The following is a 26,613-nucleotide window of genomic DNA, read 5'->3' as shown; positions in this document are numbered from 1 at the left end:
TATGGAAAAATACTTTTACATAATAACGATATTATTATTGGCAAGTTTTGAAACTCAGGCTCAGCAAGAATCGCAATACACACAATATATGTACAACACTATGACTTTTAATCCCGGATATACGGGTTCGAGAGAAGTGGTTAGCGCAATGGGATTATACAGAACGCAGTGGGTCGGACTTGATGGTGCTCCAAAAACAATGAATTTTTCAATTCAAAGTCCATTAGGATATCACGCTAATGGTATCGGATTAGATATTGTTAGCGAAGAAATTGGACCAACAAACAATATTGGGTTAATGATAAATTATGCCTACACCATCATTGGTAATAATGATTTACGATATTCTTTTGGTATTTCGGCAGGTTTCAATAATTATGAAGTTAATTACAATGAATTGAATGTCGAAAATCCAGATCAATTTCTATATGGGCAAGAATCTAAATTTCTACCCAATTTGGGAGTCGGATTCTATGTGCATACCTACAATTGGTATTTTGGAGTATCGGTACCCAAATTGCTTAAAACTAATTATTACGACGATGTTGCATCAACGGTGTATTCTTCAAGCGCGCATTTTTATGGTATAGCAGGATATGTATTTGATCTAAATCCAGATTTAAGATTTAAGCCTGCCGTTTTGGTCAAAGCGGTAGAAGGAGCTCCTATAGCGGTAGATGTATCGGCTAATTTATCAATAAATAATAAATTAACTTTAGGAGTTGGCTATCGATGGAGTGCGAGTATAAGTGCTTTAGCTGGTTTTCAGGCTACCGATCATATACAAATTGGTTATGCGTATGACTATGAAACAACAAACTTAGGAAATTACAACTCAGGTACACATGAGATTCTTTTGAGATTTGATTTTTTCAATAAATCAAGGAAACGAATGATTAATCCGAGATTCTTTTAAATCATTTTATATAAAAAGAGGTATTACTTTTACAATAATACCTCATTTTTAAAATATAAGATTGTTTTTATACCGTCTGGTCGTCTATAGTGGCTTCAGGAGCATTTTTCTTAACAGATTCGATTCCGTTTTCTCTTGCGGCAACACTTTCGTACATTTCGCTAGAGCCAATAATCTGCCCATTTCCAGCTTTTAAATTAAAATATGGTTTTCCGCTTTTAGACTCTAATCTATCATAGCGATCGTCGTCTGGCGCATTTTTTTTAACAGATTCAATGCCATTATTGCATGCTGCTTTTGTAGTGTAACCTTCGCTTGTTAAGATGGTCTGGCCATTACCAGCTTTTAAATTGAATTGAAACTCACCGTTGGTTCTAGTAGTGATTACAAATTTTCCCATGTAGTTTATTAATTAAGTTAGGTAATATTATTTTGCTATCGATAAAAATACAAAACTTGGTAATACAAATCATACATCTATTTAAAAAAATGATTATATTAATGCTAAAAAATAGAGCATAAGAAAATCTGAAAAACAGTCTTTTTAGAATGGAAGTTATATTCCTAAACGGAAATCAGAAACACTTTTTTCTTCTAGATTAATTTCCTCAAAAATACTTTGTGTGCCTTTATCAACAGGACATTGCGTGCTGATTCCCATCCAGATTTCTTTTGGGTAATTGTTTTTGTACAAACGAACCATCTGCCAATTCTTTTTATCAATAGAATAATAACTAGCAACCGTTTTAGTATCAGAAGAGATTTTCATATAAACAGAAGGCTCTTTTACCACATCGTGGTTGTTGTCATCAGAAGTTCCCATGGTACGAACCGTTACAATTCTGTGATTTCCTCTTTCGTCTTGTTCAAAACAGAATTTCTGGTAAAAACTGTCATTCACATAAATGTATAAAACACCAGCATTATACAGGCCTTTTTCAGTAAATTGAGGAGTTATTTTTGCAGTCAGCGTAAATGGTTTGGTGTTGTCGACTTTAGACAAAAGCATTGGCGCAGTAGTGTTGGATAATTTTCCGTCTGGATCAGAGAAATAATCTGATTTCTCGCCAGCTTTAAAAATGATTTTCTCATCAGCTTCTTTATTGATTAAGGTGTCAGCACCATTTACGGCTTTCGTAAAATGTATATTTGACAGCTTGATGTCGCATGGCGAGCCATTTACAATTGCAGAATCAGTTTTTGTTTCTTCTTTCATTGTTGTTTTTGAAGTTTCATTTTTGTTATTACAGCTTGATAATACAGAAAGACTTAAAAGAATAATGGCATTGTAAAAAAATGTTTTCATAAATTGTTTTTTTGAGATAGAAAGTAATATTTTTAATTTTCCAAAAATAGAATTGTCTAACAAGAACAGCAATACGTAAAATTAACCAATTCCACTTTTTAAATGTCTCAGATGCCTTCAATCGAAAACCAATTAATAACTACATTTTTAGAACAAAAGTTTGAGATTGAAGAAGCTAATGATATTGAAATGTACAAAGAATTTGTTTCGAATTATGTTAAGATTGAGCAATGTGTAGCAGTTTTGTCGGATTACAGATCAGATTGCAGTTATATTTATTCGGGCAGTTTTGGTTCTGTTTTTGGGCTTCCAAATGAAAATTCCGTAATCGACTCTGCTTTTGAAGAATGTATCTTCACTAAAATCAACCCTGATGATTTGGTTGAACGTCACGTTTTAGAACTTAATTTTTATCAGTTTTTAAAGGGAATTCCACAGGAAGAATATAGCAATTACAGTACATCGAGCCGACTTAGAATGAAAGGTTTGGTCGAAAAATGCTCTTATATCAATCACAGAACGATTTACCTTAAAACCTTTAGCAATGGAAGTATTTCTCTTGCTTTGTGTTTGTATCTGCCTTCAACAGATTTACAATCCAGACCTGGAATTGATGGAAAGATTTTCAATATTAAGACAGGAGAAGTAATTGAAGCTGAAAAATACAAAAACAACACAGAAAATATACTTTCGAAAAGAGAAATAGAGGTTTTAACCAGCGTTGCAAAAGGTAATAAAAGCGAACAGGTTGCTTCAGAGATGAATATTTCGGTCTATACCGTTCGTCGCCATCGACAAAACATCATAGAGAAATTAAAAGTAACAAATACTGCCGAAGCTGTTCAGACGGCTTTTGTGATGGGAATTATTTCTCTTTAAAAGATTTCCTTATTTTTGTTAGGAGGATAATTGATCATGAAAGAAATCAGCGATATATTAAAAGCATATTCAGAGGAAAAAAAAACAGCTAAAAAATGTGCTTTAGCAACCGTCGTAAAAGTTGAAGGCTCATCTTATAGACAAGCAGGAGCGCGCATGCTCGTTACTGAAGACGGAATTCTAACAGGTGCAATTAGCGGAGGTTGCCTTGAAGGCGATGCGCTTCGAAAAGCACTTCTTTCCATAAATCAAAAACAGAATAAACTTGTAACCTATGATACCAATAACGAAGATGATGCCGAAATAGGTTTACAGTTGGGGTGCAACGGAATTGTTCATATTTTGTTTGAATACATTGACAATGAAAGCAATATTAATCCGATTCAGCTTTTACAAGAATTGGAATTGGAAAGAAAAGAAGCTGTTGTAGTTACCGTTTTTTCATTAAAGAGAAACGCTTCACAGATAGGAACGACTTTGTTTTTTAGAAAAGATAGTCCGGTTTTAAATTACAACAACGATGTTTTGAGTTTGATTCCAGATGTAAAAGAGGTTTTGGAGACGAAAACCTCAATCGTAAAAAAACTTCAAGAGGAAAACGGTAACGAAGCTTTAATTGAATACATAAAACCCTCTATTTCCTTAGTGATTGCAGGAGCTGGAAATGATATTCAGCCTTTAGTAAAAATTGCTGCCGTTTTAGGCTGGAAAATTACCATTAAGGAAGGGCGAGCTACACATGCAACAAAAAAGCGCTTTCCAAAAGCAGATGATATCTTTATTGTAAAATCGCAAGAATTTTTAGAAAATATTGTTGTCGATGATCAAACCTATTTTCTTTTGATGACTCACAATTACAAATACGATTTAGCGGTCTTGAAAGCGTTATTAACAACAGATTGCCATTATATTGGAATTCTTGGTCCCAAATCAAAATTCAACAGAATGTTAGACGATCTTTTGAAGGAAGAAGTCGCTGTAAACGAAGAGCAATTAAGAAGAATTCACAGCCCTGTAGGTTTAGACATTGGTGCTGAAACTTCTGAAGAAATAGCTTTATCGATTATTGCGGAAATTAAAGCTTTTGCATCGCAAAGAACGGGAACTTCTCTAAAATTTAAGACGGGCAAAATTCACAACGAAATTCATTATGAAGAAATTTCGAAATAAGACTGGCATCATCATTCTGGCCGCTGGAAATTCCTCTAGGCTGGGTAGACCAAAACAATTGCTGCAATACAAAGAATCGACCTTGCTAAAAAATTCTATATATGAAGCTTTAAAGGTTGAAAATTCATTTATAATTATCGTTACAGGCTCAGATCATGATTTAATAGAAAAAGAGCTTAATTCGCCTGAAATAACATTTTCTTTCAACTCCAATTGGGAAACAGGAATGTCTTCATCAATCGTAAAAGGAATTAGTGAGTTGTTGCTTTTAAATCCAGATTGTGAACAATGTATTATGGCGGTTTGTGATCAGCCTTTTGTTACGAGTTCTGTTTTCGAAAGTTTAATTTTTGAATCAAGTAAAAGAGGAAAAGGAATCGTTGCATCGGCTTATTCTGAAACTTTAGGAACACCGGTTTTATTTCATAAAAAGTATTTTCAAGAACTTTTGGAATTAAAAGGACAAGAAGGCGCCAAAAAACTCCTTAAGAATTATGCAAATGATGTAGTTTCAGTTCTTTTTGAAAAAGGCAATATTGATATCGATACCGAAGAAGATTATCTTCAATTGATTTCTGATTTAAGTGACAAAGGCTCAAAGTGACAAAGGTTCAAAGTGACAGAGTGGCAAAGGTTCTCCTTTCCATATTTTGAGCTCAAAAAATATAAATAAAGAAATCTTCGCATCTTTGTGAGATTTAAAAAATAGATAAAAAAACTTCGTGCCTTAGCGCCTTTGTGGCAAAACCAATTGCCGAGCCAAATTCAAAACCCTCTCAATTGCTATATCAATTTCTTTTTCTGAAGAAAATCTTCCTAAACTAAAACGGATTGAACTCAAAGCTTCTTCATCAGACAATCCCATTGCTTTTAAAACATGTGAAGGTTCAGAAGTGACGGCTGAACACGAAGCGCCATTTGAAACAGAAATGTTTCCTAAAGCCAAAATCAGCTGTTCTGAATTTACCCCCGGAAAACAAATGTTGGAAGTATTGTAAATTCGGTTTTCTTCATCGCCGTTTAAAAAAGAACCTTCAAACTGCAATAAACCTTTTTCGAGTTTTTGTCGTAATAGATAAATTCTATTTTTATCTTTTTCTAATTCATTTACAGCGATTTCAGATGCTTTACCTAAACCGATAATTCCGGGAACATTGAGTGTGCCGCTTCTTGATTTCCGTTGCTGTCCGCCGCCAAGAATTTGTGGTGACAATTTTATTTTGGCTTTCGCCGAAACATACAAAGCGCCAATCCCTTTTGGGCCATAAAATTTATGTGCTGACAAGGTTAAAAGGTCAATTCCGAGTTTTTTTACATCGACCGGAATTTTACCGACAGCCTGGGTCGCATCACAGAAAAAAAGCACATTTTTGCTTTTTAGTATTTTAGAAATCGCATTGATATTTTGAATGACACCAGTTTCATTATTAGAAAACATTCCTATGAAAACCAAAGTTTTATCTGTAATTACTTCATCTAGAAGTTGAAAGTTTAAAAGTCCATCAGAGTCAATTGGTAAGTATGTAACTTCAAAGCCGTTGTCTTCCATAAAACGACACGTTTCAAGAACGGCTTTGTGTTCGGTTTGAATGGTAACAATATGTTTTCTTTCTTGACTAGCCAAACCTTTTATCGCTAAATTGATAGCCTCAGTAGCGCCAGAGGTAAAAATGATTTCTTCTGCGTCAGCATTTATCAAATCGGCCGTTTGCCAGGCAGCATTTTCAACTGCTTCTTTTACCGTTAATCCAGCTAAATGCGCTCCTGTTGAATTAGCATACAAATCAGTAAAATAGGGAAGCATTGCATTCAGAACTCGTTCATCAACGCGTGTTGTGGCATTATTATCGAGATAAATGATTTCTTGCTGTGACATATTTTGGCTTATTTCAGTAAAAATACAATTTCAGAATTAATAAGTGTGAAAATTTAACCACAATCCCGATAGCTATCGGGAGCTAAGGATTTTCGCTAAGGTCGCAAAGTATTAATGCGTATAAATTTTTGTTTCTCGCAGATTTTACAGATCTAAACAGATTTTTTATTTCTATCATAAAGAATCTGCATTATCTGCGAAATCTGCGAGAGAAAATAATAAAAAGCTTTGCGACCTTAGCGAAAATCCTTTGCGTGCTTTGCGGTTAAAAAAACACGAAATTGTAATTATTCTAAATAAGAGTAATGTTTGAATTTCATAACTTTTTGTGATTTAAGATGATTAAATTTGTTAGAATGACAAAAAGTGAATTAGCTAATTTAACAAATAGACTGAATGGCTTCTAAAAAAACAAACCAGAATAAAGTAACGCCAGAAGACGTTAATTCGCGTCGTGACTTTATAAAGAAATCAGGACTTTTTACCGCTCTTGCTCTGGCACCGCCTTCATTGGTAATGGCTTCAGAAAATAAATGGGACGAAAAAATTGCGGAGTATTTAGAAACAGTACCGCTTTCTATTGAAGTAAATGGCACAAAACACAATTTAAACATCGAGCCGCGAACCACGTTGCTTGATTTACTTCGTGAACAATTACAGCTTACGGGAACCAAAAAAGGTTGTGATCATGGACAATGTGGAGCTTGTACTGTACACGTAAACGGGACAAGAATTTTGTCTTGCCTGTCTTTGGCAACAATGCAACAAAATGCTCAGGTTACCACAATCGAAGGACTTTCTAAAGGCAAAAAACTACACCCAATGCAAGAAGCTTTTATCAAGCACGATGGGTTTCAGTGCGGGTATTGCACGCCTGGACAAATCATGTCTGGAATTGCTTGTATCAAAGAAGGTCATGCCAACAGCAGAGAAGAGATTAGCGAATATATGAGCGGAAATATCTGTAGATGTGGTGCTTATCACAATATTGTTGATGCTATAACTGAAGTGAAGGAAGGAGGGAAGGAGATATGAAAAATTTTCAGATAATTAAAGCTTTATCGTCTTCGTCGGCAGTGACAGGAAAAGCAAAAGATAATTCTTCAATGTTTATTGCAGGAGGAACTAATCTGGTCGATTTAATGAAGAAGAACATCGTGGCACCAGACAAATTAGTAGACATCAATGGATTAGATTTAAAGAAAATAGAGTTTTTAAAAGGAAAAGTTTCGATTGGAGCTTTGGCTAAAAACAGTCAAGTTGCGGAAGATACTTCCATAAAAGAAAAACATCCTTTGCTAGCATTGGCTTTAGCGGCAGGTGCTTCTCAGCAGATTCGCCATATGGCAACGGTCGGAGGAAATATGTTGCAACGTACTAGATGCTCTTATTTTTATAATACCGATATGCCGTGCAACAAACGGGTGCCAAAAAGTGGATGCGGTGCTATTGGAGGTTCTAATAGAATGGCGGCCGTTTTTGGAGCTTCAGACAGCTGTATTGCCGTTCACCCAAGTGATATGTGTGTCGCTTTGGCTGCACTAGATGCAACGGTTTTGGTAGAAGGTCCAAAAGGAAAGCGCGAAATCAATTTTACCGATTTTCATCGACTTCCTGGAAATACGCCAGAAAAAGACAATACTTTAGAAAGCAGAGAATTGATTACTTCAATTGAAATTCCGGATAATAATTTCACTAAAAATGTTCATTATCTAAAAGTTCGCGACAGAACGAGTTACGCCTTTGCTCTAGTATCTGTTGCCGTAGCTTTGGATATAAAAAACAATACGATACATGATGTTAGGCTGGCAATGGGCGGTGTAGCACATAAACCTTGGAGGTTAACTGAAACAGAAAAATTCCTTAAAGGAAAAACGATTTCAGAAGATGTATTTAAACAAGCAGGCCATTTGTCTATGAAAGGCGCCAGAGGATACGGCGGTAATGATTTTAAACTGACGCTTGGAGAAAACGCAGTAACCGAAGCACTTACAATAGCAGCATCAAAATAATTAGATTATGAGCAAGACAAGTAATATTAATAGAGTTGACGGATTTGCTAAAGTAACTGGCTCTGCAACTTATTCGGCTGAATATAAAACGGCGGGTGTAGTCTATGCCTGTTTGGTAGGAAGTACGATTGCCAAAGGAAGAATCAAAACCATTGATACTAAAAAAGCCGAATGGGCGCCAGGCGTTTTGGCGGTTATTACGCATTTGAATGTCGACAAACCTTCTGGTTATCAAAAGGCAAAAGACAAACGAAATTTTGGTCAGCCACTTCAGATTTTCAAAGATAATTCGATTTTGTATTATGATCAGCCAATTGCTTTGGTGATTGCTGATACTTTTGAACGTATGCGATATGCCGCAAGTTTGATTAAAGCAGATTATCTGAAAGAAGAACATTCGACGGAACTTCATAAAGCTGCCGATAAAGAAAGAAAAATAGATACTGACAAAGGAAATGACTACCATCGCGGTGAACAGGACGGTTATAAAAATGCTGAGGTCATTCTAGAAACTGAATATACGATTCCGACCGAAGTTCACAATCCAATGGAGTTGGCGAATATTATTGCAAAATGGGAAGGAAATAAACCAATTTTATATACGAAAAGCCAAGGTGTTGAAGGAACACGCCGAAGTGTAGCTGGAGTTTTTGATGTTCCTGTGGAAGATGTCGAAGTACATGCGGAATATATTGGAGGCGCTTTCGGAATGGGATTGCATACTTGGCCGTACGAAATCGCTGCTTTGATTGGTGCGAAAAAACTAAATCGTCCGGTAAAATTGGTTTTGCATCGTGAACAGATGTTTACCAATGTTGGTTTCAGACCTTATACTATTCAAAAAATGGGATTGGGTGCCACAAAAGATGGAAAACTGACGGGATTAACACATGAAGCTGTTGCTATGACTTCTAGCTATGAAGATTTCATGGAAGGAACGGTAAATATGTCCAGATTTATCTACGATTGCCCGAATGTTTCTACGCGTTATAGAATTGTGCCTCTTGATACCTGTACGCCAATCTGGATGCGCGGTCCGGGAGAAGCGACGGGTTCTTTTGCATTAGAATCTGCAATGGACGAATTAGCATACAAACTAAATTTGGATCCGATTGAATTCAGAAAACGCAATTATGCCGAAAAAGATCAAGAACAAAATAAACCCTGGAGCAGCAAGTTTCTGTTAGAATGTTACGAAGCGGGAATGGAACGCATTGGCTGGAAAAACCGAAAAAACGAACCAGGTTCTGTAAAAGAAGGTAACTGGCTGGTTGGTTACGGAATGGGAACGGGAACTTTTGGTTGCTATAGAAGTCCGACTTCTGTAAAAGCAAAATTCTTAGCCAATGGCGATTTGGTTTTGCAATGCAGTGTAAACGATATGGGACCAGGAACAGCAACCATGATGACGGCAATTGGAGCCGAAGTAATTGGTCTGCCATCAGAAAATGTTATTATTGAAATGGGTAAAAGCGGATTGCCAAAAGGACCGACTCAGGGAGGTTCGGCAACAACTTCATCGGTTGGTTCTGCCGTACATGATGCCTGTAATTTATTGTTGAATAAAATAATTGAAGTAGGAAGTAAAAATCCTGCTTTAAAAGGAATAGCGATTACAGATTTGACTTTTGAAAATGGATCGGTCTTTTCTAAAAAAGACAAATCTAAATCGGTTACTTTAACCGCGCTTTTGAGAAGTAACAAATTAGAAGATTTTGAAGTAGAAAATCTGTCTAAAGCCGCTGAAGAAGCAAAGAAATATTCGATTTATTCGTTTTCGGTTCATTTTGTAAAAGTATTAGTAAATCCGAATTTGGGTAAAATAAGACTGGCGCACGTGGTTTCTTGTGCCGATATTGGAACCGTTATAAGTCAGAAAACTTCTGCCGGACAAATGTTTGGAGGTGCAGTAGGCGGAATCGGGATGGGATTGATGGAGGCACTGGAAATCGATCATCGTTTTGGTCGTCCGATTAATAATAATTTTGCGGATTATCATGTTCCTGTAAATGCCGATATTGAAAAACAAGAAGTATTTTTCATAAACAAAAAAGACCCAATCAGCAATCCAATGGGAACAAAAGGTCTAGGAGAAACTGCTTTAGTTGGAATGGCGCCTGCAATTGCAAATGCGGTTTTTAATGCAACAGGAAAACGTGTTCGAGATCTGCCAATTACATTGGATAAGATTATAGAAACCGTTAAGGTTTAAGTATAAAAAACAATTACAAGAATCCCTTTAAGAGTAAAATCTTGTTTTTTTTTGTGTTATGAAAAAATCTCGCGAAGTCGCAGAGACGCAAAGTTTATTACAGAGGTTATCACTCAATCTTGTCATTCCGCGGAACGAGGAATCACACTTGTTATTCGACAAAGATTAAGGATTCACTTTGTGGAGTTTCGTGTGTGATTTCTCCTTACGTCGAAATGACAAAAATGGGTTACTTTGTCAATAAACTTTGCGTCTCTGCGACTTAGCAAGATTAAAAAAAACGAACCTTGCAAACCCTGCCGTCTTTACGTTTAAATAAAAAAAGTCGCAAAGCTTAAAAAAACTTTGCGACTTTGTGCCTTCGTGGCATATCAGTTAAACTTATTTAACCGTAATAGGCAATTCAACAGTTGTTTTGTCCCATCCAATAACTAAATTAGCGATATTTCCTTGAGTTGTAAACGCGATAGATAAAGCTTCGATAACATCAGAAACGTTTTTAACCGGTACAGAAACTCTAACTACATCTTTGCTTTCGTCATAAGCGTAACCGCCCCATAAATCCAACTCTTTATTGATGATGATAGTCCATTTGTCTTTTTCTGGAATAGCAAATAAACTGTAGTATCCAGCAGGAACTTTTTTACCTCCAATGGTTACGTCTTTGTAAAATTTGATTTCTGTATTTTCGTTGGCACCAACTCTCCAAACTTCACCAAACTTTACAACATCGCCAAAAATAGCTCTTCCATTTGCAGAGGGTCTTGCGTAAACAACTTTGACAACCGGATTTGGATTATCTGTTTTTTTGAATTTAACAGCTTTGTTTGGGAAATAAGAAATATCAACAGGACTTTTGTCTAATGGAGAAAATTTAACTACATCTTGTGCCTGAACTGTAAAAGCAGCAAACAATGTTACTGCCATTAAATAAAATTTTTTCATAGGATTACAATTTTTAGAATAACTACAAAGTAAGTTAATAATGAAGAAAAATCATATAATTTTGAGCTTGTTTTTTGTTAATGAATTGGTAATGGACTTCTATTTAATTTAGAATGACAGAAATGCTTTAATACTCTTTTTTCATTTTGGCGTACCAATTTTGCATAATGTAAAAGGCTTTTTTCTTTTCGCCATCATTTGAAATTAATCCTTTACGATTGTAACCGTCCTGAATGCCAGGAAGCAATCTTTTCGGTGACCTGAAATCAACCAAAATCCAAGGACTTGTACCGCTTAGATGTGGAATCTTTTCTATCATTTTTAAATTCTGAATGTACAGGTATTCTTGGTATTCTTCTGTCCATCGCTCGTTTTTCTCTCCGTGAAAACCGGCTTTAGCATCTCCTCCAAATTCAGAAACAATAACCGGTTTATTGTATTTCGTTTTCCAGAGTATTTTTTCTGCATCTTCTAGTTTTCCTCCGTACCAGCCTAAATACTGATTAAAGGAAATAATGTCTAAATAATCGCCAATAGCGTCATTTATAGTCCCAAAACCTGCAGAATCACTTTGCGTTAATAATGCGGCACTGATTAATCGCGTATTGTCTAATGATTTGGTATGATCTACCAGTTTTTTAATGAATTCATTTCTGGCATCAGAAATCGGAGTTTCGTTTGCCATAGACCAAATAATAATGCTTGCTCTGTTTTTATCTCTTGTAATTGCAGCTGTTAATTGATCCTGAGAATTTTGATAGGTATTTTTATTGGTGAATTCCACAGTCCAGTAAACCGGAATTTCTTCCCAAACCATTAAGCCCATTTTGTCGGCTTCGCGAATGATGTTTTCATTATGTGGATAATGCGCAAGACGAACAAAATTACAGCCTAACTCTTTTGCCCAGTTCAACAAACGTAAAGCATCTTCCTGAGAATTTGCTCGGCCGCCTTTGGCATTTTCTTCATGAATAGAAATACCACGTAAAAAAATTGGTTTTCCGTTGAGCAGAATTTTATCTTCTTTCGTTTCAATGGTTCTGAAGCCAATAGTATCTTTTATTTTTTGACCATTAAAATCAATCAAAACATCATACAATTTCGGATTTTCAGGTGACCAAAGCGAGATTTTCTTTGCTGGAATTTCAAAACTCAAAATTCCATTATCACCAACTTTTCCTTTAAAATTGATTTTTAATTCTGGAATCGAAATCGAAACATTGTTTTGTGAAGCATCTAAATTATTGATTTTTATAAAACCAGAAATAACATTTGCATTGCCTTTTTTAAGCTGAATCGTATAATCTTCTACAAAAGAAGATTCTTCCTCAATTAGAGTCACATCGCGCGTTATGCCACCGTAATTCCACCAATCGGTATTTAAGGTTGGAACATCTTCTTTATGGCGTGTATTATCAACTTTTATTACCAGATAGTTTCCTTTTGGCTGTACAATTGAAGTTACTTCATAATTAAATGGAGTAAAACCGCCTTCATGAGTACCCAGTTTTTTTCCGTTTAAATAAACATCAGCTTTATAATTGATAGCTCCTAAATATAGAAACAGACGTTTTTTAGACACCAGATTATAATCGAAAGACTTTTTAAACCATACATTTCCCTCATAATATTTCAGCTCCGGAACTTGAGAATTCCAGTCGCCTGGAATGTTGATTGTTGGTGATTTATCAAAATCATATTCAACTAATTCCTGCTTATTTTGAGCATGATAATTATTGAAAAACGCTCCTTTTGCTAATTTTTCCTGTTTATCGTATTGATCAAGGTGAAAACTGTAAAAACCAGTTTGATAGGGGTCGATAATGTAATTCCAAATTCCGTTTAGCGAAGTGGTGTTTCGATTCGGTACATTAGAGATTAGATTTTGTGCAAATCCCAAAACAGAAGAGGTTAGGAGTAGTACGATTAATAGTTTTTTCATTTTTTTTGTATTTTTTTGTTTTGCCACGAAGGCGCTAGGGCACGATTTTTTTTTATTTTTTTAGCTTTCGCAAAGTCGCTAAATCGCAAGGTTTTTGTCATTCCTTCTACGTCAAGGATGACAAACAGTTTCTAAAATAAATCTGCTCAATCTGCATAATCTGCGAAAGAAAAAAAACTTAGAGTCTTTGCGCCTTTGTGGCAATAATTCTTACTCTATAGGAATCCTCAGATATTCTCCTTTGAAACTCTGGTTTAATGCCGTCATTTCAATTGAGTTGCCAGAACCATCAGGAATTACTTCGATTGAAGCTTTTCCGTTTGCCATTCTTATAGATTCGCTTCCCGTTGGTGTTCCTTGGTTTTTTAATGTTTTTCCTCCCTTTAAACATTGAAAGTACACACTTGCTTCATAATCCAGACAACGTAAATTATTGTTGTCGACAGCAATTGCGGTTATCAGATAATTTCCATTTTTTAGTTTTTCTGATGATAATTGCAAAGAAACCGCTGTGTCATTTTTAGTAAAACGATAATTAACTTTTAGCGTATCAGAAACTGTTTTTCCTTCTTTTGTTTTCCCAACAGCAATTAAAATATTTTCACCTTTAGTAAAATTGACATCCCAAGTTAAGCCATTTGCGGGATATAAAGAAAGATTTCGCTGTTTTTCTCCCAATGATTTTCCGTTATGCGTTAAAGTTACTTTATCGCAATTACTAAAAACGCTAATTGTTCTCGTAGTATTTTCAGGACCCTGACGTTCTGTCCAAGTATGTGATTCAATGTAGGTAAAAGGTTCTTTTGCCCAATAACTTTTAAAAACATAATACGCATCTTTCGGAATTCCGTTGCGATCTGTAAGTCCTTTTTGGTTCATGTACGGAATATCATCCTCAGGACGTAAAGGTGTTGCAAAATCCTTAAATGCCCATTGTACATTGCCCACAAAAGCTGGGTCATTCTCAGATATATGCAAATGCCAGTCAAACAAATCGACAATATAATTTTCGCTCCAGTCGCCAATTTGAGCAATGTTTGCCACTTTTGTCTGTACAATCGCTTCTTCCCAGCCTTCGGCTTTTATGATATTTTCTCCTGTAATTGGGTTTTCGCTGTGACGGCCTACATGACTGTCTCCGCCATATTCGGCATGTATAAAATGTTTGTATTCTTTTTTGTAAACATCAATTGCTTTTTGATAGTTTTTGTAACTTCCAGAATACCAGCCGGACCAAATAGAAGGAGAGAAGACGTCTACGATATGCGAACCTTCATAATATTTTCTGATGGCTGTTTTTCGAGTTGGATCTAGTTTGTGCGCGATATCATTCAATTCATTTAAAAAGACATTTGTTTTTTCTGCATTATCGCCATCTGGAAAATCAGGAAGCCAGTTCATCTCGTTTCCTAAAGACCAGATAATAATACTTGGATGGTTGTAGTTTTGATTGATGATTTCTGCCAGCATATTTTTAGTATTGGTTTTCCAAACGTCGTTCCCAATTCCGCCACGGCACCAAGGAAGCTCATCCCAAACTAATAAACCTAATTCGTCACAAGCTTTGTAAACCTCTGGATCTTGCGGATAGTGGGCCAAACGGACAAAATTTGCTCCCATATCTTTTATCGATTTCATGTCTGCCCAATGTTGTGCGTTTGTCATTGCAGCACCAACTCCGGCTTGTTCTTCATGTCGATGTGTTCCGCGAAGCAACAGACGTTTTCCGTTAAGGTAAAAAGGGCCATGATCTTTAAACTCAAACCATCTAAAACCAACTTTTTCTGAAATACTGTCTCTAATTTGATTTTTTTCTAATAAAACGGCGGTCAGTTTGTATAAATTCGGCTTCTCAGTATCCCAAAGTTCTGGATTTTTGATGTTTTCGAAAGTAATCGTAGAGGTTTTATCTGAAACCGAAATTACCTTGCTAGCTACTTTTTTTCCTTTCGGATTTTTTAAAGTAACCGTCAATGACAAATATTTTGAATTATCCGAATTTAAAATTGAAGAAATAATCTGAACCGAAGCTTTTTTAGCCGAAACTTCGGGAGTTGTTATTTTTATATTTTCGATATGATTTTTGTATTTTGAAACCAGCCAGACATCACGTGTTATGCCACCGTAAATAAAGAAATCGCTTTTTTGAGACGGAATAATTTCGATATCATAACTATTATCTACACGAACAAAAATAGTATTGTTTCCTTCTTTGATCAAATTCGTGATATCGATAGAAAACCCGATATAACCGCCAATGTGCGAACCAGCTTCTTTTCCGTTTACGTAAACCTTGGTCGTTACATTCGAACCTTCAAAGTATAAGGAATAAACTTTGTTTTTGTCGATTTGCGGAATATTTAATTTTTTTTGATACCAACTGGCATCGCGTCGGTATCCTGGAACTAAATCGGTTGCATCTTCGGCATTCCATGTATGAGGTAAGTTTAAAGGAATCCAGTTAGAAGCTTTTTGTGCTTCGTTGAGGTTTGTTGTATGATTTTCTAAATAAAGCCAATTGTCGTTGATATTCATTTTTGTCTGAGCAAAACCGCTGCTCAGACAAATCTGAAAAAAAACAAAAAGCGCAAAAATTGAAAATGCATTATGGTGTTGTTTTTTCATAGTTACAAAGGTTCATAGTTACAAAGGTTCAAAGGTTTTCTGGCTCAAAGGTTCAAAGTTTCAAAACCTTTGTTACTTTGAACCTTTGAGCCTTTGCACCTTTATTAATGCTTCCAGAAAATAGTAATCAGCGTAGATTATCGGTTCATCAATTTCGTCGTGTTTTGGCCAGTTTCCAGTACTGTGGTCAAATAAGAAAGGCGCCTTGATTTTTGGATCTAAAATGTATCGATCTGTTTGTACAGAAGTCATCAGCTTATCAGCGAAAACCAAATAAGTGTCATTTTTCGTATAACTATACAATTCGTATAAAGCAGATGCCATAACCATAGCCGCAGAAACATCGCGTGGCGAATTGGGAATATTTGGATCTTTAAAATCCCAATATGGAATTCCGTCTTCGGGCAAGTTTTTATTAGTCATAAAAAACTTTGCGGTTCCTTCTGCTTGCTTTAAGTACGCCGGATTTTTTGTGTAACGATAGGACATCGTAAATCCGTAAACTGCCCAAGCCTGACCGCGAGCCCAAACCGAATCGTCGTTATAACCCTGAAGTGTTGTTTTCTTTCTCACTTCGCCTGTAGCTGGGTTGTAATCAATAACATGATAACATGAATTGTCTTCTCTAAACTGATTCTTTAAAGTTGTATTAGCATGTTTAATGGCAACATCACGATATTTTGGATTCCCCGATATTTTTGACGCTTCAAAAAGAAGTTCTAAATTCATCATATTATCAATAATTACAGGATAATCCCAGATTTCTTTGTTGAAATCCCAAGAACGAATCAAGCCCACTTTTGAATTAAATCTTGTACACAAAGTTTCTGCGCCTTTAACAATCACAGCTTCGTATTCTTTCTTGTTTTCCACTTTCAGAGCTTCTCCAAAACTGCAAAACACTTTAAAACCTACGTCGTGCGAATTACTATTGACACTTTCCTTTTTGCTGAAAGGAGTCCATTTTTGAGCTTTTTCTTTGTATTTTGAATCGCCTGTTAATCGGTACAATTGCCAAAGGTTTCCGGCAAAAAAACCGCTTGTCCAGTCTTTTGAAGGAACTTTGCGAATTTCAAGCGTTTTGGTATTCATACTTCTAGGCATCGACATCGAATCTACAGGATAATCGAGTAACATTTTGTAACGCGTTTCTAGAAGTGTATTTGCCGATAAAGCGTTTTTTGTTGTTGAATTAATTCCGGATTTGCACGCTGTAACCAGCAATGCAAATCCAAGAATCAAAGAAATGAAATTGACATTTTTCATATTGAATATTTTATAATCATGATTTTTAGACGCGGATTGTACGGATTCGCTACCGCGAAAACACTGATTTGCACAGATTTTTTTATTTCACGCAGATTCTACAGATTAAAGCAGATTTTGCAGATTTTCTTTATCGGTATGCTGATAAATCAATTTAATCTGCTACAATCTTTTTTAAATCTGTGTGAAACTTAAATATTCTTTATCTGTTTTTATTTTCTCGCAGATCTCGCAGATTTGGCCGATTCTTGCTTACGCAGATTATTAAAAAATATAATAAATAGAACCCGTTGGGTGAAATAGAATAAAATAGCTTGACTCAAGAATTAAAATCTAATTTAATCTGCTGAAATCTTTTAAAATCTGCGTGAAATTCTTTTACTTATAAATTTTTCACGCAGATTAATACAGATTAAAGTAGATTTAGACATAAACTGATTTAATAGAGTTGAAAAAAAAATAATTTCACCCAACGGGTTAAATAGATTCTAAAATCTGCAAAATCTGTGTGAGACTAACAATATTGGGTAAATAATAAATTAAGCTAAATTAATACCCAGGATTATTCGGTTTTAAATTCGGATTAATAGCCAATTCGGTTCCCGGCAACGGCCATAAATAATCTCGGTTTGGGTCAAAATTAGCATGCGGTTCTAATCCGTTTGCTCCAAATACTTCTAATCCGATTTTAAGTCTTTTAATGTCGTACCATCTTACATATTCAAAAGCCAATTCCAATCTTCTTTCGTCAATAACCATTTTTCTAAAATCGGATTGAGAAAGCCCAGGAGTTACATTTGCGGGAAAAGAAACCAGTTTTCCTGCTTTGTTTCTGGCTCTTGCACGAACTCGGTTTACATAGCCATCCGCTTCTGCTGTTCCCGGAGTGATTTCGTTTAAGGCTTCTGCAGCGGTCAATAAAACTTCTGCAAAACGCATCGTGATATAATTGTGCTGAGAAGTTCTTCCGTTAGCTCCGGCTTTTCCTGGAAAACGGAAATATTTTGCAATATGCGGACGAGGCGCTTTTTCGTTATCGCTTGAAGGATAAACCTGTAAAGAACCGCCTGGACCTGTTTTTTTTCTGATGATTGTATCAAAACTTACCGCTCTTCTGTAATCTCTTTGATCCCAAGTATTGAAAACTTTTAAAGATGGAACCGCAACCGAGAATCCTTGTCCATAACTGTAACTGTCGTCTTTTAAAGATCCAGTAAAAAACGCTGTATAATCCTGACCATAATTTCCAGAGGTCAAGTTGTTGAAATCGATTGTAAAAAGCGGTTCTTTTAATGAGGCAGTCTTTGTAGCATTAAACAAATCCTGAAAGTCGGCATCAAGTCCTAAACCGAATTTAGCTTCGTTTGTAATTACATATTTGGCTTCATCGTAAGCTTTTTGAAAATTTCCTAAAGTCAGATGGACAGATGCTAAATATCCTGCGGCGGTGCCTTTACCAGGAACAGCTTTTACTTTTGGTTTGTCTTCAAGCCATTGTTTTGCAAATTCTAAATCGGCTATGATTTTTGGATAAACATCTGCTTCTTTAGTTTTGCTCATCGAATTAATCTGAGAAACATCATTCACAACAAAATCAACATAGGGAATATCTCCAAAAAGGCGTACCAAATGATAGTAGGTAAAAGCTCTTGCAAAATACGCCTGAGCCACAATTGCATTGACTTTTGCGGGGTCTCCCGGAGTTTTTTTTGCACCTTCAATTGCCTGATTGGCTGCTGTAATGATTACGTACGACTGAGGCCAAAAGTTGGCTACAAGCGCATTGGTATCGTTCATCGACATATCGTTTACGTCTATACGAGCGGCTTGTGTAGTTCTGTCGCCAATATCGGCCATATCGTCGCGAAGCATCAGAGCAATTGTAAATTCTCTTCCCCAATAATTATTGTGGGCAATGTTGGCAAAAGCTCCATTTACAGCGGCTTGTAAATCGTCTGTATTATTGAAGAAATTTTCTGGACGAATGATTCCTGTTGGTTTTTCTTCCAAATCAGAACAGCTGAAGAATGCCATTGTTCCGAAGAAAAGAAAAGCGATATATTTTTTCATGATAATTGTATTAGATTAAAATTTTAAATTGAATCCTGCTGTAAAAGTTCTTACGTTTGGATAACCTCCATAATCCAATCCTAAATTGGTATTGCTTCTTGAATTGGTATCGTTTAGGTAATTCGTTTCAGGATCGGTTCCCGGATAATTTGTAATGGTCCAAAGATTTTGGGCGCTGATGTAAAAACGAACTTTGCTTAAACCTAGTTTCGAAACCACTTTTTCGTCTAAACTGTATCCTAAAGAAATGTTTTTCAAACGAATGTAACTTCCATCGTAAACAAATCTTGAAGTGATTCTTTTGGTTCTCGCTGCATTTGCCGGAACATTTGTATCGGTATTGGTTGGTGTCCAAGCGTCTAAAACCTCAGTTGTAGCGTTGTTGTTTCCAGAAGCCAATTCCATCAAAGTATAGTTCAAGATTTGACCTCCTTGTGAACCTTGAAAAAAGATATTCAAATCTAGATTTTTATAAGTGAAATCATTATTAAATCCGAAGATGAAATCAGGATTTGGGTTTCCGATAATCGTTTTGTCCTGAGAATCTAGTTTTCCGTCGCCATTAAAATCCCTGAATTTTTCACCTCCGGGAGCTGTTTCAAAGTTTCCTGGCAATACTGTTTCTCCTTGCTGGATTACGCCGTCATAAATAAATCCGAAGAAAGAACCAACGGGCTGTCCGACTCTTAAAATTTGTGATTCAGTTGCTAGGAAATGTCCAGGAGCAGAATTGATCAAAAGATCTTTGTTGTCTGCTAATTTTAATACTTTGTTTTTGTTTGAAGAAATATTGAAGCTGGTCGACCAAGTAAAATCAGCACCAATAAAGTTTCGTGTATTAATTCCCAATTCCCATCCTTTATTTTCTAATTCCCCAACATTCTGCAACTGAGAAGCAATTCCAGAAACTCCCGGAAGCGGTCTGTTGAACAATAAATCTTTGGTAATCGTTTTGTAATAATCGGCTGTCATGCTGATTCTGTTGTCAAACAAACCTAAATCGATACCATAATCTTGCTGATAAGATGTTTCCCATTTTAAATTCGGATTGTCTAGCGATGTCAATTGTACCGCATTTGTAATCACATCGCCGCTTACATAGTAAATTTCAGAAAATCTAGAAAGGGTAGAGTAGGCACCAATCGAAGGATTTCCTGTTGCTCCGTAACTTGCTCTAAGTTTTAAGTTTGAAACGGTTTTATTTTCTTTCAAGAAATTTTCTTTACCAATGTTCCATCCAATAGCTCCAGAAGGAAAAGTTCCGTATTTGTAATTCTTGCTAAAGCTTGAAGAACCATCTCGTCTCGCTGTAAAGGTTAGTAAATATTTATCGGCATAATCAAAATTCAACCTTCCAAAAGCAGAGATCAATTCGGTTTCAGACAACCCAGAATCTGGTTTTAAGAAGACTGTTCCGGCTCCTAAATTTCTATATGAATTGGTATTCGTCAAAAATCCTCGTGAAGCAGCATACGAACTTTCGTTTTTGTTTTTTTGATACGAATAACCACCCAAGACAGTCAGCATTCCTTTCTCGATGATTTCACGTTTGAAAGTCAGATAATTCTCTGTCAGGAAAGAAGAGAATCTGGTGTTGTTGACTGAAGCCTCTCCTTTGATATTTTTTCCGGCAATTAAAGTCGAAGGAATAAATCTTCCAGTCTGCGAATTATTATCGGTTAAACCTAAAGTAGTTTTAAAATCAAGATCTTTTGTAATTTGATATTGCGCAAAGAAATTGCTTCTGTTTACGATAGAAACAGTTTCTAGGATATTTTCCATTGCTGTTGCATACGGATTATCGATATCGTCTCCAATCGGAGCAGTTGTCGTATAAGTTCCGTCTGTGTTGTAAATTCCTTTGTCTGGCATAAAACGATAGGCAGAAGCAATTACACCTGCAGCCCCTGTTCCTCCAGCACCTGTCTGACTTACGATTCCATCTTTGTTTTGTTTGCTTGTAAAAGTGTTTAAGCCCACTTTAAATTTTGGTGACAAATCGGCTTCAAGATTGGCAACAATGGTGTATTTGTCAATTCCTGAATTGATTACAACTCCATTTTGATTGAAATAAGTTCCAGAAACATAATACCTTACATTTTCAGATCCGCCAGAAAAAGATAACTGGGTATTAGAAATCATTCCATCACGATAAATAACATCTTGCCAATCTGTGTTTGCGGGACCTTGCGTGTGTGTAGTAAAGCTTTTTCTATAAGTCGCAAATTGGTCGGCATTTAATAAATGAAGTTTGTTGTTTACTGACTGAATCGAAGTCGAATTACTGAATTCAATTACTGGTTTTCCAGGTTTTCCTTTTTTTGTCGTTACCATAATAACTCCATTTGAACCTCTTGATCCGTAAATTGCTGTTGCCGAAGCGTCTTTTAAAACTTCAATAGAAGCAATATCCTGAGGAGCCGGCATAGCAACTCCTGCAAAACCATCGACTACTACAAGCGCATCACCGCTGGCATTGATAGAAGTTCCTCCACGAACCCTGATTTTTACAGGAGCTCCCGGTTCACCGCCATTATTGGTCATTACCGAAACACCCGCTGCACGTCCTTGCAAAGCCTGTTCTGCATTTAATAAAGGATAAGCTGTCAGTTCTTTTGCTGTGACAGACGAAACTGAGCCTGTAATATCGCTCTTTTTACGAGTTCCGTAGCCTACGACAATTACTTCGTCCAGCGCTTTTGTATCTGGTTTTAAGCTAACATTGATAACGTTTTTAGTTCCAACCGGAATTTCAACAGTTTGAAATCCGACAAAATTGAAAACTAGAACAGCATTTTTGTCTCCTACGATTACAGTATAATTTCCATCCATATCGGCAGAAGCGCCAACAGAAGAATTTTTAATATACACATTAGCGCCCGGAAGTCCGAGTAAATCTTCACTGGAAGTTATTTTTCCGATGACTTTTCGATCCTGTGCGTAAATCACGATATTCACCAGTAAAAAAGATACCAGTAAACACCATTTAAACGGTTTGGTTTTTTGTTTTGTAGACATTCATTTTTTGGTTTTAAGGTTATAAAAGTTAGATAAAGTAGAAAAGCAATAAACTCATTCCGATAATGATAATGACAAATAGAATCTGCAGAAATAAGAAGTTTGTTTTTTTGATTTTCATTCAGCAAATGTAGAAGCCAAATGAGAAACAGAAATACAAAAAAGGGTATCTAAAAATACAGATACCCTTTTTTAAGCCTTTAAAATAGAGGATTTTTTAATTTGTTGCAGAAGATCTATAAAATTTGTCTGCAAATTGAGAAGGAGTTTCTCCATACTTTTTCTGAAAGCATTTGCTAAAATATTTCGGATTATTGAACCCGACTTTATAACTGATTTCTGAAACAGTCAATTTGTTTTGTTCTAATAATTGAGCAGCGCGTTTCAACCTGATTTCGTGAATGAATTCATTTGGCGTGCAGTTCGTCCAAGCTTTGATTTTTAAAAATAACATGGTTCTGCTGACACCTAATTCTGAACAGAAAAACGGAATATCGAATTGTTCGTTTGAAATGTTTTCTTCTACAATTTTGAATGCTTTTTTCAAAAGTTCTTCATCCAAAGAAGAAACTGTTATTTCTGAAGGAATAAAACTGTCTTCGCTCGAAAATTTGATTCGCAGACGTTCGGTTGTGTTGAGAAGGTTTTTAACACGAAGTTTGAATTCCATTAAATTGAATGGTTTACTGATGTAATCATCGGCGCCACTTTCTAATCCTTCAAATTTATAAACCAATGAGGATCTTGAAGTTAGCAGGATTACAGGAATATGACTGGTTTTGATGTTTTCTTTTATTTTTGAACAAAGCTCCGTTCCAACCATTTCGGGCATTATGACATCGCTTATAATCAAATTCGGAACAATTTTTAAGGCTTTTTCTAAAGCAATTTTGCCATTTTCTGCTTCAATAATGTTGTACTCATTTTTGAGGAGATTTTTCATGAACTTTCTCAAAACTTTATGATCTTCAACAAGCAGAATGGTTTGCTTTTCTTCGTTTACGATTAAATCTTCGATGTCTTCATTTTCGACAACTTCAGAGGTTTCCAATTGAGCTTCATATTGTGCAATATCGTCGCTGATCTTAAAATCAGGAATGATTTCGCTGTCCAAAAGATGTTCGCGTCCAAGTGGTAAAGTCACTTTAAAAGTTACGCCGCCAGTCGTTTTGTTCGTAACATCAATTTTTCCTTTGTGCAGTTCAACAATGTTTTTTACGATAGAAAGACCAATTCCGGTTCCTTTATTGTAGTTTTTCTGAACCTGATTGTGTGTTGGAACTTCAAAAAACAAATCAAAAATCTTATCGATATGTTCTTCAGAAATGCCAACGCCAGAATCTTCAACAGTAATAAAAAGATGTTGTTGATCATGATTGATTTTAATTTTGATTGTTCCGCCTTTTGGAGTATATCGAAAGGCATTCGAAATCAGATTATAAAATACGCGTTCCAATTTATAGCGGTCAAAATAAATCAGAATTTCTTCATTTTCTGTTTCAAAGCTATAATCGTAGTCGCCGTCTTTGGCATATTCTATAAAAGATAAAAAGATTTCTTTGGTAAATTTTACAATGTTTCCGTTTGCCGATTCCAGCCTAACCTGATGATTTTCAAGTTTTCTGAAATCCATTAAACGGTTAATCAAACTCAAAAGGTGATTGGCGCTTCCTTCAACGACCAGAAGTTTTTTATACATTTCATTGGTTCCGTTGTAATCGGACAGAATTTGTTGCAATGGCCCTAAAATTAAAGTCAAAGGCGTTCTAAATTCATGCGAGATATTGGTAAAGAAATCCAGTTTTAGCTTATTGTTTTCTTCAATTCGCTGCGTTTCTAAATATTCCAATTCTAGTTTTTGCTTCAATGTGGCTTTCGATTTCATAATCCAAATCAAACCATATAAACCCAAACCAATAACAATTCCGTACAATAAAAATGCCCAAATGCTGCGCCACGGAGCTGGATTTACAATTACCGTCAAAGTCGTTGGAGTTTGATTCCAAACGCCGTCATTATTCGCGCCTCGGACTTCAAACGTGTACGTTCCTGGATTTTGAATTGCAAAATTTGCTTCGCTGTTTTTCGTAGTTGTCCAGTTATTTTCTAGACCTGTCAAACGATAACTGTATTGATTGTTTTTGGATCGAATGTAATTCGGAATCGCAAAACTGATTGAGAAATTCGCCTTGTCATAATCTAGCGTAATGGTTTTAGTAAAACCGATGCTTCGTTCTAAAATTCCATCTTTATCATGTGCATTTACCGTTTCGTTTTTAATTTTTAAATCGGTAATTAAAACTTGTGGTGCATAATGGTTTAAGGAGATTTTTGTCGCATCGAAGAAAGTTGCTCCCGACGGACTTCCGAAATAAAACTGATTTGATTCTAATTTTAAAGCTGAATTATCGTTGAATTCATTGCTCGCCAAACCGTCTTTTTGATCGTAAATTACAACCGATTTTTTAATAGTATTGTATTTGATAATTCCCTGATTGGTGCTGATCCATAAATTTTTATAATCATCTTCTAAAATCGAATGAATAGAAGTAATGACAGTATTTCCAACTTTAAGATTGATTGGATTGAATTTTTTTCCGTCGAAATAATGCAATCCCTTCGCTTTTGTTCCGACCCATATTTTGTTTTGAGAATCCTGAAACAAAGTCAAGATATCGTCGCCCGACAAAGCAGAATGATCATAAAAGAAATGTTGTATTTGGTATTTTTTTGAATTGAAATTTTGAAGCGGAATGCGGTTTAATCCATTTTGTGTTCCGATCCAAAGAAAGTTTTGTTTGTCAACCAAAAGTGTACGAAGAATATTGTTGGTTAGAAAGACAGATTTAGTATTGTCGCTTCCTATAACTTCAAAGATTTTGCTAACAGTATCATACCGAACTAAGCCTTTTCCAAAAGTTCCAATCCATAAAGTAGTGCCTTCTGATTTTAGTGCATATACGCCACTTTCTTTCAAAAAAGCAACTAAATCGGGCGCGATTCTGTTGTCTTCTATCCTTTTGGAAATAGTATTATAAGCAGACAATCCTTTAGAAAAAGTTCCAATCCATAAAACATGATCATCTGCGAGGCACATTGCTTTGATGTCATTTTTATGATTTTGACCAGTTTTGCTGTTAATGTAGCTTACGGCTTCGGTATTTTTATTGTAAATCGTGATGCCACCGCCTTCAGTTCCAAAATAAATATTCTGATTTTTATCAGCAATGATAGAACTCACGACATCAAAACTCATCGGAATTTTTTTTGAAGTCTGATTGTAATTAGAGAAATTTACATTCGAAATGTCCCAAAGATTAACGCCTTTGTAATAACATCCAATCCAGATAGAACCTTTTTTATCCATATAGACCGACTTTACTTTGTCGATTCCGTTGCCGTTATTGGTATTGTTGATTTTTTGAAGGCTTTTGTCTGGTTCTAAAATATAGATTCCGTCGTAAGCTCCAACCCACAAAGAACCTTGTTTGTCAATTAGTAAAGATCGAATATCTGTATTGATTTCACGGTATTTTTCAGCAGGTAAAAAAGGAACGAAAGTCTTTTGTTTTTCATCAAATTTCAAGAGGCCTTTATTTTTTGTTCCGATCCATAAATTTCCATTTTGATCTTCGATAACAGTTTGTACATTCAATAAATCAACTGGATTTAAAGGATAATTTTTAAATGAAAATCTACCGCCTTTTCTGCTTCTCAGCTGGCACAAACCTTTTGTGGTTCCAATCCAGATTTCGCCTTTTTTGGTTTTTAAAATGCTTAGAATATTATTGCTCGGCAAGGTTGAGGCATCATCATCTGAATGAAAAATGGAAGCAAACAACCCTGATTTTTTATTGTAGATTGTCAATCCTTTTGACGTTCCGAACCACATTTCTCCGTCAATTTCTCTGATGCTCCAAATAGCATTGTTGCTTATGGTATGATTTGTTTTGGTGTGAAGATATCTGGTAAAACGATTAGAAACAGGATCGTAGCAGTTGAGTCCGTTGTAAGTTCCCACCCATATTTTTCCCGAATTGTCTTCTTCAATAGCCAAAATATCATTATTGCTGATAGAGAATTTATCAGAAACATCATTCCTGAAAATCGTAAATCGGCTGCCGTCATATTTATTCAAACCATCGCGTGTCCCAAACCACATCTGCCCCAATTTATCTTGATGAATGGCAATAACAGAACTCTGCGAAAGCCCGTCTGTAGTTGAGAAATTTTTCAGGCGGTATTTATTTTGGGAGGACAGATTTCCAAAAACAAATAGAAATAATAAAACTACTATTTTTAGTTTCATAACGCACAGATTTATGTTGTGAATTGAGTTTCTCGCAAAGTCGCAGAGTCGCAAAGTTTTTTTTAAA

General features: G+C 35.7%; 17 protein-coding genes. 7 read left to right on the top strand and 10 right to left on the bottom strand.

Going from position 1 to position 26,613, the window contains the following annotated elements; all coding sequences use genetic code 11:
- The first annotated feature begins 1 nt into the window (after position 1).
- A complete protein-coding gene (locus ACFFLS_RS13690) occupies positions 2–916 on the top strand; it encodes a PorP/SprF family type IX secretion system membrane protein (protein ID WP_379682144.1) in 915 nt (304 codons plus the stop codon).
- 67 nt (positions 917–983) lie between these two features.
- On the opposite strand, the gene ACFFLS_RS13685 is transcribed toward ACFFLS_RS13690, so the two are convergent.
- Positions 984–1,316, bottom strand: coding sequence for a YegP family protein (locus ACFFLS_RS13685; RefSeq protein WP_379682143.1), 333 nt, complete (start codon positions 1,314–1,316; stop codon positions 984–986).
- 156 nt (positions 1,317–1,472) lie between these two features.
- A complete protein-coding gene (locus tag ACFFLS_RS13680; RefSeq protein WP_379682142.1) occupies positions 1,473–2,222 on the bottom strand; it encodes a DUF1349 domain-containing protein in 750 nt (249 codons plus the stop codon).
- A 111-nt stretch (positions 2,223–2,333) separates the two neighbouring features.
- On the opposite strand from ACFFLS_RS13680, the gene ACFFLS_RS13675 reads away from it, so the two are divergent.
- Genes ACFFLS_RS13675 through ACFFLS_RS13665 form a run of 3 tightly spaced genes read left to right on the top strand, consistent with a single transcriptional unit; the run spans position 2,334 to position 4,875 of the window.
- Complete coding sequence (locus ACFFLS_RS13675; protein WP_379682141.1) at positions 2,334–3,101, top strand: response regulator transcription factor; 768 nt, start codon at positions 2,334–2,336, stop codon at positions 3,099–3,101.
- A 36-nt stretch (positions 3,102–3,137) separates the two neighbouring features.
- Complete coding sequence (locus tag ACFFLS_RS13670) at positions 3,138–4,271, top strand: XdhC family protein (protein ID WP_379682140.1); 1,134 nt, start codon at positions 3,138–3,140, stop codon at positions 4,269–4,271.
- Entirely contained in the window at positions 4,252–4,875 is a 624-nt protein-coding gene (locus ACFFLS_RS13665) for a nucleotidyltransferase family protein (RefSeq protein ID WP_379682139.1), read from the top strand. The genes ACFFLS_RS13670 and ACFFLS_RS13665 overlap by 20 nt, the downstream gene beginning before the upstream one ends.
- 123 nt (positions 4,876–4,998) lie before the next feature.
- Here ACFFLS_RS13665 and ACFFLS_RS13660 read toward each other — a convergent pair whose 3' ends face one another.
- Positions 4,999–6,147, bottom strand: coding sequence for a cysteine desulfurase family protein (locus ACFFLS_RS13660; RefSeq protein WP_379682138.1), 1,149 nt, complete (start codon positions 6,145–6,147; stop codon positions 4,999–5,001).
- Positions 6,148–6,543: 396 nt separating this feature from the next.
- Between ACFFLS_RS13660 and ACFFLS_RS13655 the strand changes: the two genes are divergently transcribed.
- From ACFFLS_RS13655 to ACFFLS_RS13645, 3 genes are read left to right on the top strand one after another with little or no spacing between them, the layout of a single operon-like run.
- On the top strand, positions 6,544–7,182 hold the full coding sequence (locus tag ACFFLS_RS13655) for a (2Fe-2S)-binding protein (protein ID WP_379682137.1): 639 nt from the start codon (positions 6,544–6,546) through the stop codon (positions 7,180–7,182).
- Complete coding sequence (locus tag ACFFLS_RS13650; protein ID WP_379682136.1) at positions 7,179–8,159, top strand: FAD binding domain-containing protein; 981 nt, start codon at positions 7,179–7,181, stop codon at positions 8,157–8,159. Before ACFFLS_RS13655 ends, ACFFLS_RS13650 begins: the two co-directional genes overlap by 4 nt.
- A 7-nt stretch (positions 8,160–8,166) precedes the next feature.
- Positions 8,167–10,371, top strand: coding sequence for a xanthine dehydrogenase family protein molybdopterin-binding subunit (locus tag ACFFLS_RS13645; protein ID WP_379682135.1), 2,205 nt, complete (start codon positions 8,167–8,169; stop codon positions 10,369–10,371).
- 381 nt (positions 10,372–10,752) lie between these two features.
- Here ACFFLS_RS13645 and ACFFLS_RS13640 read toward each other — a convergent pair whose 3' ends face one another.
- The 7 genes from ACFFLS_RS13640 to ACFFLS_RS13610 all read right to left on the bottom strand — a co-directional run bounded on the left by ACFFLS_RS13640 (position 10,753) and on the right by ACFFLS_RS13610 (position 26,546).
- Positions 10,753–11,316, bottom strand: coding sequence for a DUF2911 domain-containing protein (locus ACFFLS_RS13640; RefSeq protein ID WP_379682134.1), 564 nt, complete (start codon positions 11,314–11,316; stop codon positions 10,753–10,755).
- Between the two features lie 127 nt (positions 11,317–11,443).
- On the bottom strand, positions 11,444–13,258 hold the full coding sequence (locus ACFFLS_RS13635; protein WP_379682133.1) for a glycoside hydrolase family 2 protein: 1,815 nt from the start codon (positions 13,256–13,258) through the stop codon (positions 11,444–11,446).
- Between the two features lie 210 nt (positions 13,259–13,468).
- A complete protein-coding gene (locus ACFFLS_RS13630) occupies positions 13,469–15,883 on the bottom strand; it encodes a glycoside hydrolase family 2 protein (protein ID WP_379682132.1) in 2,415 nt (804 codons plus the stop codon).
- Between the two features lie 72 nt (positions 15,884–15,955).
- Positions 15,956–17,149, bottom strand: a complete 1,194-nt coding sequence (locus ACFFLS_RS13625) for a glycoside hydrolase family 88 protein (protein WP_379682131.1) — start codon at positions 17,147–17,149, stop codon at positions 15,956–15,958.
- 549 nt (positions 17,150–17,698) lie between these two features.
- Positions 17,699–19,219, bottom strand: a complete 1,521-nt coding sequence (locus ACFFLS_RS13620) for a RagB/SusD family nutrient uptake outer membrane protein (protein WP_379682130.1) — start codon at positions 19,217–19,219, stop codon at positions 17,699–17,701.
- Between the two features lie 15 nt (positions 19,220–19,234).
- A complete protein-coding gene (locus ACFFLS_RS13615) occupies positions 19,235–22,237 on the bottom strand; it encodes a SusC/RagA family TonB-linked outer membrane protein (protein ID WP_379689447.1) in 3,003 nt (1,000 codons plus the stop codon).
- A 217-nt stretch (positions 22,238–22,454) separates the two neighbouring features.
- Positions 22,455–26,546 (bottom strand): two-component regulator propeller domain-containing protein, encoded by a 4,092-nt coding sequence (locus tag ACFFLS_RS13610; protein ID WP_379682128.1) that lies wholly within the window; start codon positions 26,544–26,546, stop codon positions 22,455–22,457.
- Positions 26,547–26,613: the final 67 nt, after the last annotated feature.

Origin of the sequence: Flavobacterium procerum (genome assembly GCF_042431625.1) — a bacterium.
Taxonomy (GTDB): Bacteria; Bacteroidota; Bacteroidia; order Flavobacteriales; family Flavobacteriaceae; genus Flavobacterium; species Flavobacterium procerum.
The sequence above is the reverse complement of the archived record's forward strand: the minus strand, read 5'-3'. Positions and strand labels throughout refer to the sequence as shown.

Bases quoted from the DNA above. Each gene is read 5' to 3' on its own strand.
- ACFFLS_RS13690 (WP_379682144.1), top strand. From the start codon at position 2: ATGGAAAAATACTTTTACATAATAACGATATTATTATTGGCAAGTTTT.
- ACFFLS_RS13685 (WP_379682143.1), bottom strand. From the start codon at position 1,316: ATGGGAAAATTTGTAATCACTACTAGAACCAACGGTGAGTTTCAATTC.
- ACFFLS_RS13680 (WP_379682142.1), bottom strand. From the start codon at position 2,222: ATGAAAACATTTTTTTACAATGCCATTATTCTTTTAAGTCTTTCTGTA.
- ACFFLS_RS13675 (WP_379682141.1), top strand. From the start codon at position 2,334: ATGCCTTCAATCGAAAACCAATTAATAACTACATTTTTAGAACAAAAG.
- ACFFLS_RS13670 (WP_379682140.1), top strand. From the start codon at position 3,138: ATGAAAGAAATCAGCGATATATTAAAAGCATATTCAGAGGAAAAAAAA.
- ACFFLS_RS13665 (WP_379682139.1), top strand. From the start codon at position 4,252: ATGAAGAAATTTCGAAATAAGACTGGCATCATCATTCTGGCCGCTGGA.
- ACFFLS_RS13660 (WP_379682138.1), bottom strand. From the start codon at position 6,147: ATGTCACAGCAAGAAATCATTTATCTCGATAATAATGCCACAACACGC.
- ACFFLS_RS13655 (WP_379682137.1), top strand. From the start codon at position 6,544: ATGGCTTCTAAAAAAACAAACCAGAATAAAGTAACGCCAGAAGACGTT.
- ACFFLS_RS13650 (WP_379682136.1), top strand. From the start codon at position 7,179: ATGAAAAATTTTCAGATAATTAAAGCTTTATCGTCTTCGTCGGCAGTG.
- ACFFLS_RS13645 (WP_379682135.1), top strand. From the start codon at position 8,167: ATGAGCAAGACAAGTAATATTAATAGAGTTGACGGATTTGCTAAAGTA.
- ACFFLS_RS13640 (WP_379682134.1), bottom strand. From the start codon at position 11,316: ATGAAAAAATTTTATTTAATGGCAGTAACATTGTTTGCTGCTTTTACA.
- ACFFLS_RS13635 (WP_379682133.1), bottom strand. From the start codon at position 13,258: ATGAAAAAACTATTAATCGTACTACTCCTAACCTCTTCTGTTTTGGGA.
- ACFFLS_RS13630 (WP_379682132.1), bottom strand. From the start codon at position 15,883: ATGAAAAAACAACACCATAATGCATTTTCAATTTTTGCGCTTTTTGTT.
- ACFFLS_RS13625 (WP_379682131.1), bottom strand. From the start codon at position 17,149: ATGAAAAATGTCAATTTCATTTCTTTGATTCTTGGATTTGCATTGCTG.
- ACFFLS_RS13620 (WP_379682130.1), bottom strand. From the start codon at position 19,219: ATGAAAAAATATATCGCTTTTCTTTTCTTCGGAACAATGGCATTCTTC.
- ACFFLS_RS13615 (WP_379689447.1), bottom strand. From the start codon at position 22,237: ATGTCTACAAAACAAAAAACCAAACCGTTTAAATGGTGTTTACTGGTA.
- ACFFLS_RS13610 (WP_379682128.1), bottom strand. From the start codon at position 26,546: ATGAAACTAAAAATAGTAGTTTTATTATTTCTATTTGTTTTTGGAAAT.